Below are 17,123 nucleotides of genomic sequence, written 5' to 3'. Positions count from 1 at the left end.
GTCAAACGGTTCATGGCCGGCGAGATCGCGAAAGGCACATCCCTTTCCGACCTGCAGCAGCTGGTCAATGAGAAGTTCAATCAGAAACTGACCTATATGGACATCCGGATCATGGCGTCCGAGCTGGACGGCATCGACTGGAACGCACACGACCCGAAGGCGCAGGCGAAGGCGAAGGCCGAGGAGAAAGCCGCGGCGGAAGCGGCGAAGGAGGCTGAGGCGAAGGCGGGCGCCGAGGGCGGAGACGCGCTCGAACCCGACGTGGAAGCGGTGCCCGGGGACGGGAAGACCGTGGTGGAGGTGAGCAAGCTGGTCCGTCCGGGAACGGCGCTCTCCGGTACGGTGAAGTTCGCTTCCGGCTCCTCCGCCGAATGGTACGTCGACCAGTTCGGGCGGCTGGGGCTGGAGAATCTGCGCGGGGAGAAGCCGACGCAGGCGGATATTGAAGCGTTCCAGAAAGAGCTGGAGCGGGTCTTTGCCCGCTGAAGGGAAATCCCTCCATCCGGGCGATGAGAAGGCCGGTTAAATACACTCTGCTCGGAGCGATCCCGGTGGTTCTTGCGGGAATTTTCACCGGGTTCTTTCTTTGCGGCTCATTTTTTCTGAGCCGGGTTGTTCTGCCGGCGGTTTCGCGCCGTGCCGGAATCGAAATCGTCGCGGATCAGGTGAACTGGTCCTGTTTTTCCTCCCGCCTGGAGGCGGAAAATCTGCGGATCGGGCCGGCGGATGCCCCCTGCTTCTCCGCCGGCCGCGCGGCGTTCCGCTACGGGTTGCCGGAGCTGTTCGGCGGGACGCTGAAATTTTCGGAGATTCTGGTTGAACGGGGGGAATTCACTCTGTTCCGGGTGCCCGGCGGCTGGAGCTGTTTCCGGCCGCGGGCGCAGGACAACTCCGGGAAAACGCCGGAGGAGCCTGCCGAATCCGCGGTGCGGCGGGACCCGGAAACGCAACGGAAAAAGCCGCTCCAATTCGATCTTTCGCAAATCCGGATTGTCGATTCCCGGCTGATGCTGGTGTACGGGCAAACCGGCGCGGGGGGGGCGTTTGAACTTTCCAACCTCTCCGGCAGTGCGCCCGTCTTCCGCAACGGGGAGTTGTTTTCCGCGGAACTCTCCGGCCGGGTGAAACTGGCGACCAGCCGGGCCAGTCAGGTGGATGACGGGCGGATGACGCTCGTGCTGAACTCCCATCTCAACGAGGCGCTGTTCCCGGAATCACTCGAGCTGAAGTGTGAACTGGCCGGGCTCGCGGGGCGGGTCGGCGGCGCGGAGCTGCACGGCGGAGCTCTGTCGCTCGAGATGAAGGCCCGGGCGAGGGGGCGCGGCGTCGATGTGGAGCAATTTCATCTGGTGCAGTCCCGGAACGGCGAACCGCGCAGTGTCATCGATCTTTCCGGGGCGATGCAGTGGGCGCCCTTCTCCATTCGCGCCGACTTCACCCGGGGAACGGTCTCGCCGGAGGTGCTGGCGGTCTGCACCGATCTCGGGCTGGGCTTCAATCCGGGGGAGGCGACGCTGGAGTGCCGCGGCAAATTCTCCTACGGCGACCGCCGCTTCTCTTCCGACGGAATGATCCGGCTCACGCGGACCGGCGAGGCGATTTTCGGTCTGGAACGGATCGATGTCCCGGATTTCCGCCTCGACGTGACCCATCGGGCGGTGGTGGATCTCAACCGAAGCGAGATCGATCTTGCCCGTTTTTCCGCAACGATGACGGCCGGCGGCCGGGAGAGTGCGTCGTTGCGGCTGCGCCGGCCGGTCCGCTACAGCTGGTTGACGCGGGCGGATGAAAAGCGGGAAAATGCCGAATTCGATCTGGTTCTGGACCGCTTTGATTTGCAACTCCTGCGGTTTGCTCTGCCCGGCGACTCCCCCGTCCGCGGCATCGGGGGGCAGCTGTCGGGCAAGGTTCAGCTGCTGTGTCGGCATAATCTCTCCTCGGTCGGCGTGCTCGGCAACGGCCGGTTGGAGAAGGGGCGGGGCGAAATCGGCGGCCGCCGGATTCCGGCGGATGAGGCGCTGTTCGGGCTGGATCTGCAGTTGCGGCGCAATTTCGATTTTCAGGCGAACAGCGTCACGCTCTCGCTGCAGAAGGAGGCGCAGGAGATCGGCGCGCTCGCCTGTTCCGGCAAGGGGTCTCTGCGACGGGGCGAAGCGGAACTGCAGTTGCGGTTTGAGCGGCTGGTGCCGGAGCTGGCGACCTGGTTTGAGCCGGCATGCGCGCCTTTTGTCGCAATCTGGCGGCGGGCGGGCGTCTCTCCGGCGGACCTGAGCGCGGCGGTCGCCTTTGCCGACGGCGGGAGGAGCGTTCACATTCGCGACGGCAAGCTGACGGCGGACCGGGCGGGGAAACCGTTTGCGACGCTCCAGCTGAACTCCTTCTCCTGGTTTCCGCAGAGCGGAACGTTGAATCACGGGCCGGAGTTTTCCTTCCGTTGCGCCGGACCGCTCTCGGTGGTCAATCCGTTTCTGCCTCCGGAGCGGGGCAGGGTGCTGGCCGGAGAATTTCAGTGCGCCTTGACCGGACGGTTGAACCGTCAGCTCGACGGCGGCGTGATCGACGGGGAGTGCGCCCTCGACGGAATCGGCTTGCGATGCGGCGCGAAGGAGTTCTCCGGATTCGGGGTGCAGAACCGCCTCTCTTTGTATTTCCCCGATTTCAACACGGTGGAGATCAAGACGGCGGATTTCTATCTGCGCCGTCACGGCCGCCCCGCTCTGCGGCTGGAGTGCCCCGGAACCTTTCAGTTTCAGGAGGGACGCTACCGGGGGGAGTGGCAGCTGCGCTACCTCAACGAGCAGTTTCTCAAACTTTTCTCGCCGACCCTGGCGCGGGAGGCGCAGCTGACCGGCAAAGTTCAGGTGACGGCGCAGAACCATTTTGAAGCGTTCCGGGCGGCGGTGGCACTGGAGTGTTCCCGCTGGCTGGCGGCGACCCGGGAGGAGCTGCCCTGCAACGGCCGCTTGCTGGCCGTATTTGAAAGTTCGCCGCGGCAGTGGGCTGTGCGAAACTTTCAGCTGAAATTCAACCGTGCGGAACTGCTGCTGGCGGATTTCACCGGCGAGTGCCGGGTGGACCGCTTCCTGGAGGATGGACCGGTTGCCGTCCGGCTCTCGTCGCCGCGGGTCGAACTGGGGAAACTTTTGAAGCTCTTCTCCCGTGACGGAGCGTTTCGCTCCTCCGAAAGGAAAGAGGCCGCGCCGCGCGGGGACGGGGCGCCGGCGGAGACGCTCCGGGCCGGGGCTCGTCCTGCCGGGCGGCGGGTTCCCGCGCTCTTTTTCGGCCGCCGTCCGGTGGATTTCGGCTGCCGGTTTGAAAAACTCCGCCTCGCGCCGGAGCTGGAGGCGACGCTGGAGGGCAGGTTCCGGCTGAAGGAGGGGGAGGCGCGCTCCGAATACCTCAACTTCACCTTGAATGGCGCGCGGTTCGATGCGGAGGTGCGCGCCTCCAGCCGGCCGGAGGGGATCCGGGGCGAACTGGCGGTGCGCGGCGACGACCGCCTGGCGTGCCGTCCGCTGCTGGAGCTGCTCGCCGGAGTCCGCGATGACGGGTTCGAAGGGGTGCTTTCGTCGCTCAATACGCGTCTGTCCTGGCTGGATGACGGGCGGGAGAACGGATTTCTCAACACCCTTTCCGGGTATTTCCGGATGAAACTGCGCAATGTCGTCATTCCGAACGGAGTTGCCAACACGCTGTTCGGCCGTCTGCTTCTGCTGCCGGTGGATCTGGCGGGGAAACTTTCCACGTTGATGCCGGATGAGCTGGCGGCTCTGCCGGGCAGGATCTTCAGCGCGTCCTCCCTGCAGCAGACACTGCGGACGATTCAGTTCTCCTCCGGGGATCTGGATCTCTCCGCCGATCACGGCGAGGTGATCGTGCGGGAGTGCCGTTTCCTCGGCGACTGGATCGACCGGATTGGATTTTCCGGCCGGTTTCAGCTCGGGAGCGAACAGAAACTTCAGCTGGAGTCGCAGCTCTCCATCGGCGGCATTCCGCTGACACTGCCGGTTCGCGGCACGCTGACCCGCCCGGAGATCGATCTTCAGCGGGGAGCGACAGCCGGAGTCAGTGATTTCATCCGCCGGATTCAGGCGCTCAAACTGGTCGATTTCGGCACGGATTCCGACGGGGAACCGGCCCTGCTGATCCACGACCTCTCGCCGAAGGAGACACTGCGGGAGCTGCGGTATATTTTTGATGGGTTATTTAAGCAAAAGAGGTGAACATTCATGGAGATTTTCGATACACATTTTCACTATTACGGCGAGAGTTCGCCGCTGGAGTTCTGCCGGATGATCTCCGCGGAACTTGCGGTGCCGCCGCAGAACAGCTGGGGGGCGGTCGACCGCATTCTCCTCCTGGCGGTCGGCGGGGATTATCTCGAAAGCTGCCGGGCGCGGGAGTTTGCCCAGGTGGCCCCCGACGCCTGGTTCGCCGCCGGAGTGCATCCGCACCAGGCGGAGAGCTACCGGCAGGAGGCGCAGGACTTCTCTTCGTTCCGCGGCCATCCCCGTCTCGTCGCGGTCGGCGAGCTGGGGCTCGACTACTACTATGAGGAGTCCCCCCGCGATGTGCAGCGCAGCGTGCTCGAGGAGTTTCTCAAGCTGGCGCTCGAATGGAATCTGCCGGCGATCATCCACATCCGCGACCGGGATGGTGCGGAGGATGCCTACGCCGATGCGTACGATCTGCTGCGCGACTTCGCCGCGGCGGGCGGGCGGTTCGTCGTGCACTGCTTCGCCGGAACCCCGGCGTGGGCGGAGAAATTTCTCGTACTCGGCGGCTACTGCGGAGTGACCGGCATGGTCACCTTCAAACGGGCGGAAAACATCCGCGAGGCGCTCCGGGTGATTCCGGACGACCGTCTGCTGATCGAGACCGATTCCCCCTATCTTGCTCCGGTGCCGCATCGCGGTTCGACGAATCACCCCGGCTATCTCATTCTGGTGGCCGCGCAGATTGCGGTCGAGCGGGGGCGGACGGTGGAGGAGATCGCCCGGCTGACGACCCGGAACGGACGGGAATTTTTCCGGCTTGACGGGGAGGTGCGGCCATGAGACGATTCATCCCCACCGCGGCGGAACTGCGCCGCGAGGCGGTTTCTCCGGAGGAGCTGGTGGTCGCGCTCCGGGGAGACGCATTGGTTCTGGTCGAGGAGGCCCCCGATTCGCTCCGGCTGCCGACCGTCGCGGAACTGCCGCCGGCGCTCGCCGGTTCGGAACGGTTGCTGATCGGCAGGATCGACCGCTTTGAGTGTTCGGTGATTCCTCTGCCGCAGGATGCGCCGGTGCCGGAACCGCTGCGTCCGGTCGATCTGCGTTCGGCGCGCCTCCTGCTTGGCGGCGCCGAGGAGATCGCGGTCTGCCGCGGCCGCGAGCTCGCCTTCTGGCGGCGGAACCACCGGTTCTGCGGCCGTTGCGGCGCCCCTCTGATCGATCACGCCACCGAGTGCGCCCGCCAGTGCGAGGCCTGCGGGGCGCTCTTCTACCCGGTGATCGCACCGGCGATCATCGTGGCGGTGACCGACGGGGCGGGGCGGCTGCTTCTGGCGCACAACGCGAAGTTCCGGGGGAACATGCACGGACTGGTCGCCGGTTTCGTCGAAGCGGGCGAAACGATGGAGGAGGCGGTGCGCCGGGAGCTCCGGGAGGAGGTGAAGCTCGAGGTGAAGAACATCCGCTACTTCGCCAGCCAGAGCTGGCCCTATCCGAATTCGCTGATGGCGGGATTCACCGCCGAACTGGCGGAGGAGGGGGCGGTGCCGGTGCCGGATATGACGGAAATCACCGCCGCCGGATTCTACACGCCGGCGGATATGCCCGAAGTGCCCCAGCCGGGCTCAATCGCCCGGCGGATGATCGACCACTGGCGGGAAAATTACAAAGGAACAACATGCCATGAATGAACTTCTCCTCTACCGCACCGCCTCCGCCGTCGGCGGCATTCTTCTGCTTGCAGTTGCCGGGTGGACACTGCGGCTCTCGCCCGGGAATCTCGCCCGGTTCGAACCCTGGCCGCGCAACCGCCTCGGCGGACTTCTGCTCGGCTGGGTTGCACTGGGGCTTTGCGTCTCGCATGCGCAGGTGGTGTCGCCCGGATTCCTGCTGCCGCTGCTCTGGCCGCTGGCGGTGATCGTGCCGGTGCTCTCCTACTTCTTTCTCGACTATCTGCTGGCGCGCGCGGTCGGCGGTTCGATGATCCTGTGGGCCTACTATCTGGTGCACGAGTCGTTCAACGTGCACGCGGCGGGAACGCCGGTTCTGGCTCTGCTTGCGTGGATTTTCGGGTTCGGCGGCATCTGGGTCTCGGGGCGTCCGTGCGCGTTGCGCGACTGGATCCGGCTCTGCTGCGGCAATCCGCGGTGGCGCTGGGCGAGCGCCGGATTTCTGATCGTGCTGGCGGCGGCGATGCTGGTTGCGGCGGTGTTGACCGGAGGGCGGTGACGATGGCGTTCGATCTTGCATCCTATGCCGCGGAGTGCGGCGTGGCGGAGCCGGAGCGGTTTGTCGAGCGCTGCAACCTCTTCCGCGACTATCTGCTGGAAACCAACCGGACGCTGAATCTGACCCGGATTACCGGCGTCGAAGAGTTCGCCGTGAAACACGTGGCCGACTCGCTGGCGATCGCCCGGTACTTCCCGGAATTCCGGGAGGCGCGGCTGCGGGTGGCGGACATCGGCTGCGGCGCGGGATTCCCCTCGCTGGTGCTGGCGCTGGCGTTCCCCAATCTGCTGCTCACGCCGATCGACTCCACCGGCAAGAAGGCGGCGTTTGTTGAACGGGCGGCCCGGCTGCTCGAGCTCGACAACGTGCGTGTGGTGACCGGGCGCTCCTGCGAACTCAACCGCAAGGGGGAGTTCAAATCCCGATTCGACGTGGTGACCGCCCGTGCGGTGGCTCCGGCGCCGGTGATCTGGAAGGACGCCGGGAATTTCACCAACCGGCACGGGCGCTTCATCCTCTACAAGACCCCCGAACAGGCGGCGGAGGATCTGCCGGCGCTCGAACAGCTCTGCGCGGGGCGTACCATCCGTTGGCAGGTGACGGAGCGTTTTGAACTGCCGGAAGGGTTCGGCACACGTCTCTTCCTCTACTCTCTGCCCCGCTGAGAGAATACAAAAACGGCGAATCCGTTTTTGTCGGATTCGCCGTGAATGGCGTTCGCCCTGAAGGCCGGAGGGGTTACTCCACCACTTCCGGCTCGATGGCCGAGCTGAAGGTCAGCCCGTCCGCACCCTTGTCGATGACCAGGTGCGACTGCGGCTGGATTTCGCCCGCGATGATCTTCCGGGAGACCGGTGTCTCCACCAGCCGGATGATCGCCCGCTTCAGCGGCCGGGCACCGAAGCTCGGGTCGTACCCCTCGTCGGCGATGTACTGCTTCGCCTGGTCGGTGACCTCCAGCGAGATATCCTGCGCCTTCAGCCGCTCCTCCAGCCGGCGGAGCTGGATGCCGACGATGTTCAAGATCTGCGACTTGTCCAGCGCGTGGAAGATCAGGATCTCGTCCACCCGGTTCAGGAACTCCGGCCGGAAGTGCTGCCGCAGTTCTCCGAAGAGTTCATTTTTCAGCTCCTCGACATGCCCCTTGTGCGCAAGGATCCGGTCGCTGCCGATGTTGCTGGTCATGATGATGATCGTATTCTTGAAGCTGACCGTGCGTCCCTGCGAATCGGTGACGATGCCGTCTTCCAGAATCTGCAGCAGGATGTTGAAGACATCCGGATGCGCCTTTTCGATCTCATCGAAGAGCACCACCGAGTAGGGCCGCCGCCGGACCGCCTCGGAGAGCTGACCGCCCTCCTCGTACCCGACGTAGCCGGGAGGCGCGCCGACCAGACGCGACACACTGAACTTCTCCATGTACTCGGACATGTCGATCCGCACCATCGCCCGTTCGTCGTCGAAGAGGTCGGCGGCGAGGGTCCGCGCCAGCTCGGTTTTGCCGACGCCGGTGGGCCCGAGGAAGATGAAGCTGGCGATCGGCCGGTTCGGGTCCTTCAACCCGGCCCGGGCGCGGAGCACCGCATCGGCGACCGCGGTCACCGCCTCGTCCTGCCCGACCACCCGTTCGTGGAGCCGTCCGCCGAGGGCGAGGAGTTTCTCCTTCTCGCTCTGGACGAGCTTGCTCACCGGAATGTGGGTCCAGCGGCTGATGATCGCGGCGATGTCCTCTTCGTCCACCTCCTCCTTGAGCAGGCGGGAGTCACCGCTCTCCTTGATCTTGCGTTCCGCATCGGCGATCTGGTGCTCGATGCCCGGAATGATTCCGTGCTGGAGCTTGGCGGCCTCCTCGTAGTTGTACTCGCGGGTGGCCTTTTCCAGTTTCGCCTTGGCGGTATCGAGCGATTCGCGCAAGGTGCGCAGATCGGTGATCGCCTTCTTCTCGTTCTCATAGCGGGCGCGCAACGACTTGCCGACCTCCTTGAGTTCGGCGACCTCCGCTTCGAGCGTCTCGCGACGCTTGATCGAGGCGGCGTCCTTTTCGTTGCGCAGACCGGTGATTTCGATTTCGAGCTGCATGACGCGGCGCTCGTTCTCGTCAAGTTCGGTCGGCGAGCTGTCGATCTCGGTGCGCAGTGCGGCGGCGGCTTCATCGACCAGGTCGATCGCTTTGTCCGGCAGGAACCGGTCGGCGATGTATTTGTCCGAGAGAACCGCGGCGGCGACCAGCGCGCTGTCCCGCAGCTTCACGCCGTGGTGCAGTTCGTAGCGCTCACGCAGTCCGCGCAGGATCGAAATGGTGTCCTCCACCGACGGCGGATTGACCAGCACCGACTGGAACCGCCGTTCCAGCGCGGCGTCCTTCTCGATGTACTTGCGGTACTCGTCGAGCGTGGTCGCGCCGATGCAGTGCAGTTCGCCGCGGGCGAGCATCGGTTTGAGCAGGTTGCCCGCGTCCATCGAGCCCTCGCTGGCTCCGGCGCCGACGACGGTGTGCAACTCATCGATGAAGAGGATCACTTTGCCTTCGGAGGCCGTGACCTCTTTCAGCACCGCCTTGAGCCGCTCTTCGAATTCGCCCCGGTACTTGGCGCCGGCGATCAGCGCGCCCATGTCGAGGGCGACGACCTGCCGGTTCTTGAGGTTTTCCGGAACGTCTCCGCGCACCACACGGCGGGCGAGTCCTTCGACGATGGCGGTTTTGCCGACGCCGGGTTCGCCGATCAGCACCGGGTTGTTCTTGGTACGGCGCGACAGGATCTGGATCACCCGACGGATTTCGTCGTCACGGCCGATGACCGGGTCGAGCTTGTCCTGCATCGCCATCTGGGTGAGGTCACGCGAATACTTCTTGAGCGCCTCGAAGGTGCTCTCCGGATCCGCCGAGGTGACCCGCTGGTTGCCCCGGATGGTCTGGAGCGCCTGCAGCACGCGGTCGGCGGTGAGGCCGGCCTTGTTCAGCAACTCCGCCGCGGAGGAACCGGAGGCGGCGAACATCGCCAGAAACAGATGTTCGACGCTGATGTATTCATCCTGCATCGCCTCGGCCTGACGGGCGGCTTCCACCAGAAGCGAGCTGAATTCGCGGGAGTTGTAGATCTCCTGCGCCTGCGACCCGGAGACGCGGGGCAGTTCAGACAACGCCTGATCCACCTGATTCTCGAAGAGGCGGCGGTTGATGCCGAGCTTTTCCAGAATGGAGGGAACCAGACCGTCCTCCTGACGCATCAGTGCGGCGAGGACGTGGATATTTCGCAGTTCGGTATTGGAATTCTCGATGGCGAGATTGTGGGCAGCCATCAGGGCTTCCCTGCTTTTCGTGGTAAGTTTTTCCATATTCATAATCTCACTCTCCTTCTTATGGTCGATTCTTATCGATTCGACCGGTTGCAAGCAAGAGGCGTGCCAGTTCTGCTTCCGGCCGGGAATGGGCGACAGCGGGAGCCGTTTCCGGAAAATTCCGGATTTTAACTGGCACTGCACTGCAGAAACGCGCCAGATTGACACGATCCCTGTGACAAAATGGCCCGTCGAGTGCGACGATTATACGATTTCCAACCAGCTTTTGCGAATTTTTCGCTTCTCCATCGGCAGCGGCGGCAGGCGCCGGATGAGCCAGAATCCGGGGGCGAGCAGCAGCGTGACGATCGCAAAGTAGGCCTGATAGCCGCCGGGGGAATCCGACTGCCCGCCGGTACACCAGCCGAGCAGGAGTCCGGCCAGCGCCATGCCGGAGATTCCGGCGCCGACGCCGGTCACCAGCGAGATGAAAATCGAGCCGGCCACCCGCTTCTCCGGCGGAGTGGTTTGCAGAAAGTAGTGGGTGATCGCGTTGCTCGAGCCGACGAAAACGGTTCCGGCGACGAGAAACGGCAGGCAGAGAAAGGCGTTGTTCCGGCCGGCGGGAGCGCAGAGCCAGAGAATGCCGATCAGCATCATTCCCGCATAGGCGAGCAGAATCATCTTGCGCGGACCGATGGAGACGGCGATCTTTCCGGAGAGAAAGGACATGCCGGCACAGGCGCCGAACTGGACCAGCGCAAAGAGCAGCGCATCGGTGTCGCTGACATGGTAGCCGCGTTTGAGCGCCAGCATCGAAACCGGTATGGTCATGATGATCGCAAGGTTGACGAGAAATCCGGAGAAGATCAGCCGCCGGAGCGTGGTGTCGCGGAACACGGCAAGACAATCTTGAAAAATCGGCTTGCAGGCGGAATTGCGCAGGCTTTCGGTCTCGTCGATGCGGCTGACGTAGCGGGACGCGGTGAAGCCGCAGCAGGCGCCGACCACGATGATCGCGGTGAGCACCCACAGACTGGAATTCAGCCGCAGGATAAAACTGATGGCGAGCAGCGCGATGAGACAGGAGAGGTAGAAGAGGCCGATGCTGACGGCGATGACCCGGGGGCGGGATAGGTCGTCGGTGATTTCGCCGATGAGCGGCTGCGACATCACCAGACCCGCCGCCCGGAAGCCGTAAAAGAGAAAGGCGCCGGTCAACAGCAGCACCATCGCCGCCGGACGCATATCGAAGAAGCAGAACAGCGGCGCCGAGGCGACCGTCAGCGCCGCGGCGTTGCGGGCCATCCAGAAGATCGACTGACTTCTGGCGGCGCCGACCCGGGCGGCGACGACCTTGCCGAGCGGCAGGAGGAGGTACCCGAAGTAGATCATGGCGCCGAGGGCGGAGATGAAGTAGTCGGGGCACTCCAGCCGGACGGCGAGCAGGATCAGCACGGTCTCTCCGAGGCACATATAGGAGAGACCGTTGATCGCGTTGAAGATACAGTAATTCCGCTGCGAACTTGCCTGGCGCGCTGCGGAGAGGGGGCCTTTCAGAATCATGGTTCGACGTTGTCTCCGGTCGGCGGAAAGTAGAATCCCGCCTTTTTGAAGAATATAGCATTGTTCCGGGATTTTGCCAGAAATTCCGGCCGGATTGTCCGATAAATCAGGCGGGGGGCGCGACGAACCGCGTCAGCGGAGCGTGTTAGAGAGCCACTCTCCGGCGCCGTCGAGGATCATCTGAACCGCCACCGCCGAGACGATCAGCCCGGTGATCCGGATCAGCGGCCCGACCAGGTGGAGCTTCTGGAAGAGTTTGCTGAACGGGCGGGAGAAGAGCATCAGCACGAAGTTGGCGAAGATCGCCAGCACCAGCGAGGTGATGCACGAGAGGTGGCCGTACTGCGCCGAGAAGGAGATCGCGATGGTGATCGTGCCGGGTCCGGCGATCAGCGGCGCGGCCAGCGGCACGATCGAAAGCTCGGTGAAGTCGTTGCGCAGTTCATTCTCCCGCTTCTGGAAGAACTTCCCCTCCCGGACCGCCAGCCAGCCGATGAAGAAGATCACCAGCCCGCCGGTGATCTTGAGCGAGTAGAGGCTGATCCGGAAAATCTGCTCCAGCACGAACTGCCCGACGATGGCGAAGGCGATCAGCATCAGCAGCGCCGCGAGCGAGGACTTCCACGAAAGCTCCCAGATCTGGCGCATTTCGAGTTCCGGCTCGTAGGTTGAGAGAAAGAGGATCTTGCTCGGCGGATTGAGCAGCGCGAGCAGATAGACGGCGTTTTCCAGTATTTTGAGCCAGTCCATGAAACCTCCTCCCTTGCCGGATGCGTGGATTTTGCGGAGCGGAACGGAACCGGGGTGCCGTTCCGTTCCGCTCTTCTGCGTTTATTCCGTGTAGAGACCGGGGCGCTGAAGCTGTTTGAGCAGCGCCGCCTTTTCCGCGGCGGCGGCGAGGCGGCCGGTTTCGATCAGACGCAGGTAGGTGTCCATCATCTCCTTGTGCGCCTCGCAGGTGAAGAGGTTGCGCAACGGCAGAATCTGCCGGCGCACCTCCTGTGCGGCGGAATCGGCGAACGGAACCCCTTCCGTCGCCCGGCGGATGCTTTCGAGGTTCCAGCCGCCGACGATGGTGCACCACGCTTCGAAACAGGGGGTAGTTTCCGCGATGAGATTGCTCAGCGTGTCGAAGTATTCGCTGAAGCGGCGGACCGCTTTTTCGTCGAGCGGCTCAACCCGCCACGGCGATTCGAGGAAACGGCAGGGGAGAATCGCCACCGCCACCGCTCCGTTGCGGTCGAAGGTGAACTGCGGCACGTAACCGGTGTACCAGAGGTTGTCCGGGTCGAACGGCTGCTGTTCCTGCATCGGGAAGAAGAAGTTCCCGGTGCTGTAGACGATCGGCGCCCCCTGATAGACCTCCATCCCCTGCGGACAATGGGTGTGGATGTTGACCACCGCCGACGCGCCCGCTTCGACGAAGGCGCGGCAGTTGCCGACCATGCGGGGCGAGGGAACCGGATTGAACTCGTTGCCGCCGTGGCTCACAACCAGCACGAGGTTGCCCGCCCGGCGTTCCCGGGCAATCTGCAGCAGCAGCGGCGCGATGTCGAGCGGATTGGAGCCGGGCGTCGCCGGCGTCGCGGTGCCGAATTCGTGCTCCGCCACGTTGAGGATGCTCAGGGACAGGCCGTTCCGGCGGATGCGGAGCGGACGGCGGGCCTCCGCCAGATCACTGCCGGCACCGACGGTCTGAATGCCGGCGGCGTGAAGCCGGGCGATCGTCTCGTTGACCGCCTCCGGCCCGTAGTCGCCGATGTGGTTGTTGGCGAGCAAGGCGACGTCGAAGCGGCCCGCCTGCAGCAGTTTTACCGCATCCGGCGCGCAGCGGATGTTCGGGCCGGATTTGCAGATCGGCGTATCGGCATCGGTGAGCGGCGTCTCCCACTGCACCAGGCGAAGGTCCGCGTTGTCGAGAAACGTTCTGACCTGTTCAAGGATTTCGCCGGAGCGGCCCGCGGAAACCTCTGTCGCGGCGGTGCCGCGCGGGCAGGTGTCGCCCGCGATGGCGAGGGAGAGTGTCTCTTTCCCCACTTCCGGGCGGATTTGCCGGTTGATTGCGTAACTCATCATCAAAACCCTCTTTCTGGCGGCGGGAGGCCGGCCGGTTGTTTTTGAACTCCGGGAATAATGTAATGCGGATTTTCCGCTTTTCAATCCCGGAATTCCAGGGCCAGCGGATTTTCCGGCGACAAGTGGAACTCTTCGATCTCGCCGTCGGGGTGGAAGCGGAGACGGACCCGCTGGGCCGCGGTCGAGCTCAACCGGAAACTGCGCAGTGTTCCATTCCGGCGCACGCCGCTCGCAACCAGGCCGCCGGGCAGGTGCACGTTGGTGAACTCCACATCCGGCCAGATCTCCGGAATTCCCGGAAAGAGTTCGATCACGCCGCCGCGTTCGTGGATGGTCAGTTCCAGCAGAGCGGTCGCTCCGGCCATCGTGCCGTCGAGCTGCATCACCTCGTTGGTCTCCTTCGGCTTGAGGGCGTCCGCCCGGCGGTGCGAGGAGAGACCGCGGAACTTCGGCAGGTAGACCGTCGCCAGACTCTCGTTGAGAAAGAGCCGCTTCCACACTTCGAGGAGGACCGAGGGCGCCTCCTGCATTCCCCAGCGGCTCTGCAGGATCATCGCCCACGGGTAGCACCATTCGCTCCACTGCCCCGCGCCGCGCCAGATCCAGTGTTCGATCGCCTGATCCACCTCCTCCGTCTCTTCGGGCGTCAGTTCCGCGGTGAGGTCGAAGGGATAGATCATCGAGAGATGCGAATGGTGGCGGTGGCAGACGTCGAGATCCTGCCCCTCCCAGATGGCGACGCGCCCGTTGATGGTGGAGAAGCGGGGCAGACGCTGCTGGATCTCCCGCCAGGCAGGATCCGCTTCTTCGCCGAGTGCGGCGGCGCCGGCGATCAGGGCGTTGGCCAGCGCGTGGCAGCAGGTGAGCTGGTTCGACGGATTCTTCCCGGCATTCTGGTGACACGGTTTTCCGTTGCGGATGACCGGGAAGGTGCAGCCATATTCGGCGGAGATGGCCAGCGGAATCATCAGCTTCCCGTCGGAATCCTCGCGCATCGCCGCGCGGAAGACGTTCATCACCCCCCGCATGAAGGGCATGGCGCGGTGGCGGAGAAACTCCCGGTCGCCGGTGTAGCGGTAGTAAAGCCAGTAGAGCATCGCCATCCAGCCGCCGCAGACGAAGTCGAGCATCGAACCTGCGGCACAGCCGCCGACCTGCATGCAGCGGTCATCGACCGCGTGGGTGAGCAGAAGGCCGTCGTCGATGCCGAATAGAAAGCGGGCGTTTTCCCGCATGGTCCGCTGCGACGCTTCGGATTCGAGCATGTCGAAGAGCGGCAGCATATGTTCGAAGCGCCCGGTCGGCAGTGCCAGCGAATAGACCTGCTGGACGTTGACGTTGAAGTGATAGTCGTTGCTCCAGCGGGGTGCCTGATAGTCCTCCTGCCAGGCTCCCTGCAGGGTGCAGGGCACTTTGCCGGGCATGGTCGAGGCGGCGAATTTGTAGAGAGCGAGCCGGTAGAAACGGTTGAGCGTCTCATCCGGCAGGTTCAGACCGGGGACCTCCTGCCAGTAGCGGCTCCACCAGGCATGCGCCGCCTCCGGGTCGGGTTCCGGCAGCTCCGGTGCGCGGCTGTCCCGCTGCAGGGCGGCGGAGAGGCGCCAGCCGCCCGGAACTTTCCTGAGTTGCATCCAGCATCCGGGATCGGCCGGACAGGGTTGGAACCAGCCGCCTTCAAACCGTTCCGGCGCCTGGAATCTGCCCTCTTCAAAGAAGTCGTGAAGTTTTTCCCACATCGGATGCGGTTCGACGGAGCGGATGATTCCGGCCGGATCGGCGATGGTGAGCTGGTCGGTGGCGAGATCGAGTTCCAGCGTGAGATTGCCGGCGGCCGTCCGGATGGTGACGGTTCCGGTGGCGTACTCCAGCTCAATTTGTTCGAGTTCGGCGGCGAGCTGGAGTGTGAATGTGCCGCCGCCGACCCGGGTGCTGCACCAGTAGCGGGTGCCGGTCAAACGGGGCTGTTCCGGGCCGCTGTTTTCCCGCAACAGGCGGTTGACCTCGTCGACGGACTCCGGAGTCCAGGCGGCGACGAGGTCGTCATAGGGGATCGGTTTCCGGAGTTTTTCCGAAAAGCGGTGATCCCAGCACGCTTCCAGGGCGGCGGTCAGCTGAAGTTCTCTGCCGCCTCCCCAGAGGAGAACGCCGAGACTGCCGTTTGCGATCGGCAGGCCGGTATGTTGCCGGGAGAGGGGAAAATCGAGCGTAAAGGTGTCATGAGTCATGATAACGGGTCCTCATATTACTCCGTTCAGGGTTACATGGTATCTCGACGGATCACTTTCGAGATGATCCGGTGCGTGCTGGTGAAATCGGGGTGCCGCCCGTCGATGGCGGCGATCAGTTCCTCCGCGAGCAGTTGCGCGATCAGCTCCAGATTGGGGGAAAGGGTGGTTAAATGGTAGTTGGCGAAACGCCGGTCGTCGTCGAAGGAGATGAGCTTGTAGTCGCGCCCCGGTTCGTAGCCGGCGGCGCGGGCGGTGTCGATCAGCCGGGCGGCGGCGCGGTCGTTGCAGGCGATGAAGGCGGTGTTCGGTACGAAATCCCGGGCGAACTGCGGATAGTGCCCCGTTTCGTCCGGCTGGTAGGTGGAGAGTTCGACCGCCTCTTTTCCATAGCGCGGCATGCTCTCTTCGATGCCGCGGTAGCGCTCCAGCTGGAAGCGGGAGTGCCGTACCGAAAGCAGGCAGAAGACCACCCGTGCCGGATGGGTCCCCATCGCGGTTTCCAGCGCGAGGGCTCCATCTCTTATGTTGTTGATGCCTACGATATTGCACCAGGAGCAGTCCGGCATGATCCCCCCGCGGTCGAAGAGGTGGATGTGGTTGCGGAAACGGAACAGCAGTTCCGGGCGGTCCGCCAGAATCCGGTCCCAGTTGCCGCCCGGCACGACCACCAGGCCGCCGCACCCCTGCCGGATGAGTTCGAACAGCACCTGCTGGTAGTGTTCCGGCGTCATCGAGTCGTCGATCAGCCGCTCTTCGAAGTCGATCCGGTGCCGTGCCAGCATGGTGCGCAGCGGGATGAGAATCCGGTCGTTCCAGTGGATGTTCCGGTAGTTGAGCTGACTGTGATTGAGCACGCACACCTTGCGGCTGACCGGCAGCAGAAGCTGACCGAGCTCATACTCCTGCGGACAGCGCAGCAGAGTGGTGCCGCGGCGGCGGTCGCAACGGAGGATGCCCGCACGTTCGAGTGCCTTGACCGCGTAGTGTGCGTTGAGCCGCCCGGTGGAAAACTGCGCCGCCAGCTGATTTTCCGTCGGGAGTTTGTCCCCGATGGAAATCTCGTTCGCCGCAATCCGGTCGAGCAGATACCGGTAGATCTGTTTCTGATGGTCGTTCATTTGCCGGGTGAGGGGAGGAGGAGTTCTCTCCTTCCGGCCGGCGGCCGGAAGGAAACTTGAATTGCATTATTTTGCCGCTTTCGGCGCCTCCGCCAGTTTTGCCTGGAAGGTGACGGTGACCGCTTCTCCCGCCTTGCAGGAGATGGGCTGGTTCCAGCGGTCATTGTGGGCGCAGGTCACAAAATTTTTGCCGGAAGCTCCCTGCGCCTCCTTGACGAAACCCGGTTTGCCCATCGGCCACCAGCGGTCGGGGCGGTCGGCCTGTTTCGCCGCCGTCTCAAAGTCGCCGTTGGCGATTGTCGCGCCGGTGACGCGGATGTTGTCGTAGGAAACCTGAAATTTCGGATTGTCGCTCATGAGGTTGATGCTCACTTTGCCGTCCGCCTTGGGCACGAAGGTGAAGCTGAACTCCT

General features: G+C 63.9%; 13 protein-coding genes. 6 read left to right on the top strand and 7 right to left on the bottom strand.

The features are described 5' to 3' along the window. From ACMLHG_RS13110 to rsmG, 6 genes are all read left to right on the top strand, one after another. Window positions 1-486 (top strand): hypothetical protein (locus ACMLHG_RS13110; protein ID WP_417170775.1); only part of this gene is annotated, 486 nt, incomplete at its 5' end. Between the two features lie 23 nt (window positions 487-509). Further along, complete coding sequence (locus tag ACMLHG_RS13105) at window positions 510-4,223, top strand: hypothetical protein (RefSeq protein WP_417170774.1); 3,714 nt, start codon at window positions 510-512, stop codon at window positions 4,221-4,223. 6 nt (window positions 4,224-4,229) lie between these two features. After that, a complete protein-coding gene (locus ACMLHG_RS13100; protein WP_295807723.1) occupies window positions 4,230-5,057 on the top strand; it encodes a TatD family hydrolase in 828 nt (275 codons plus the stop codon). After that, window positions 5,054-5,905 (top strand): NAD(+) diphosphatase, encoded by an 852-nt coding sequence (gene nudC, locus ACMLHG_RS13095; protein WP_295807725.1) that lies wholly within the window; start codon window positions 5,054-5,056, stop codon window positions 5,903-5,905. The genes ACMLHG_RS13100 and nudC overlap by 4 nt, the downstream gene beginning before the upstream one ends. Beyond that, window positions 5,898-6,443, top strand: a complete 546-nt coding sequence (locus ACMLHG_RS13090) for a hypothetical protein (RefSeq protein WP_294433896.1) — start codon at window positions 5,898-5,900, stop codon at window positions 6,441-6,443. The genes nudC and ACMLHG_RS13090 overlap by 8 nt, the downstream gene beginning before the upstream one ends. A gap of 2 nt (window positions 6,444-6,445) precedes the next feature. Beyond that, entirely contained in the window at window positions 6,446-7,108 is a 663-nt protein-coding gene (gene rsmG, locus ACMLHG_RS13085; RefSeq protein ID WP_295807727.1) for a 16S rRNA (guanine(527)-N(7))-methyltransferase RsmG, read from the top strand. A gap of 73 nt (window positions 7,109-7,181) precedes the next feature. On the opposite strand, the gene clpB is transcribed toward rsmG, so the two are convergent. The 7 genes from clpB to ACMLHG_RS13050 form a co-directional block, all read right to left on the bottom strand. Continuing rightward, window positions 7,182-9,785 (bottom strand): ATP-dependent chaperone ClpB, encoded by a 2,604-nt coding sequence (clpB, locus tag ACMLHG_RS13080; RefSeq protein ID WP_417170773.1) that lies wholly within the window; start codon window positions 9,783-9,785, stop codon window positions 7,182-7,184. Between the two features lie 201 nt (window positions 9,786-9,986). After that, the gene (locus tag ACMLHG_RS13075) at window positions 9,987-11,288 is read right to left on the bottom strand and encodes an MFS transporter (protein WP_295807731.1); all 1,302 of its coding nucleotides are present in this window, start codon (window positions 11,286-11,288) and stop codon (window positions 9,987-9,989) included. A 132-nt stretch (window positions 11,289-11,420) separates the two neighbouring features. After that, window positions 11,421-12,038: a MarC family protein gene (locus tag ACMLHG_RS13070; protein ID WP_294433904.1), complete on the bottom strand. Its 618-nt coding sequence runs from the start codon at window positions 12,036-12,038 to the stop codon at window positions 11,421-11,423. 81 nt (window positions 12,039-12,119) lie between these two features. Continuing rightward, window positions 12,120-13,364, bottom strand: coding sequence for a CapA family protein (locus tag ACMLHG_RS13065; RefSeq protein WP_417170772.1), 1,245 nt, complete (start codon window positions 13,362-13,364; stop codon window positions 12,120-12,122). Between the two features lie 80 nt (window positions 13,365-13,444). Further along, a complete protein-coding gene (locus ACMLHG_RS13060; RefSeq protein WP_417170771.1) occupies window positions 13,445-15,589 on the bottom strand; it encodes a glycosyl hydrolase family 95 catalytic domain-containing protein in 2,145 nt (714 codons plus the stop codon). A 32-nt stretch (window positions 15,590-15,621) separates the two neighbouring features. After that, window positions 15,622-16,710 (bottom strand): substrate-binding domain-containing protein, encoded by a 1,089-nt coding sequence (locus ACMLHG_RS13055; protein ID WP_295807737.1) that lies wholly within the window; start codon window positions 16,708-16,710, stop codon window positions 15,622-15,624. A 66-nt stretch (window positions 16,711-16,776) separates the two neighbouring features. Then, window positions 16,777-17,123 (bottom strand): hypothetical protein (locus tag ACMLHG_RS13050; protein ID WP_417170770.1); only part of this gene is annotated, 347 nt, incomplete at its 5' end.

The organism is Victivallis sp. (assembly GCF_048170485.1).
In the GTDB taxonomy this organism is placed as follows: domain Bacteria; phylum Verrucomicrobiota; class Lentisphaeria; order Victivallales; family Victivallaceae; genus Victivallis.
The sequence above is the reverse complement of the archived record's forward strand: the minus strand, read 5'-3'. Positions and strand labels throughout refer to the sequence as shown.

Excerpts from the sequence above, each read along its gene's own strand:
- ACMLHG_RS13105 (WP_417170774.1), top strand. The coding sequence starts at position 510 with ATGAGAAGGCCGGTTAAATACACTCTGCTCGGAGCGATCCCGGTGGTT.
- ACMLHG_RS13100 (WP_295807723.1), top strand. The coding sequence starts at position 4,230 with ATGGAGATTTTCGATACACATTTTCACTATTACGGCGAGAGTTCGCCG.
- nudC (WP_295807725.1), top strand. The coding sequence starts at position 5,054 with ATGAGACGATTCATCCCCACCGCGGCGGAACTGCGCCGCGAGGCGGTT.
- ACMLHG_RS13090 (WP_294433896.1), top strand. The coding sequence starts at position 5,898 with ATGAATGAACTTCTCCTCTACCGCACCGCCTCCGCCGTCGGCGGCATT.
- rsmG (WP_295807727.1), top strand. The coding sequence starts at position 6,446 with ATGGCGTTCGATCTTGCATCCTATGCCGCGGAGTGCGGCGTGGCGGAG.
- clpB (WP_417170773.1), bottom strand. The coding sequence starts at position 9,785 with ATGAATATGGAAAAACTTACCACGAAAAGCAGGGAAGCCCTGATGGCT.
- ACMLHG_RS13075 (WP_295807731.1), bottom strand. The coding sequence starts at position 11,288 with ATGATTCTGAAAGGCCCCCTCTCCGCAGCGCGCCAGGCAAGTTCGCAG.
- ACMLHG_RS13070 (WP_294433904.1), bottom strand. The coding sequence starts at position 12,038 with ATGGACTGGCTCAAAATACTGGAAAACGCCGTCTATCTGCTCGCGCTG.
- ACMLHG_RS13065 (WP_417170772.1), bottom strand. The coding sequence starts at position 13,364 with ATGATGAGTTACGCAATCAACCGGCAAATCCGCCCGGAAGTGGGGAAA.
- ACMLHG_RS13060 (WP_417170771.1), bottom strand. The coding sequence starts at position 15,589 with ATGACTCATGACACCTTTACGCTCGATTTTCCCCTCTCCCGGCAACAT.
- ACMLHG_RS13055 (WP_295807737.1), bottom strand. The coding sequence starts at position 16,710 with ATGAACGACCATCAGAAACAGATCTACCGGTATCTGCTCGACCGGATT.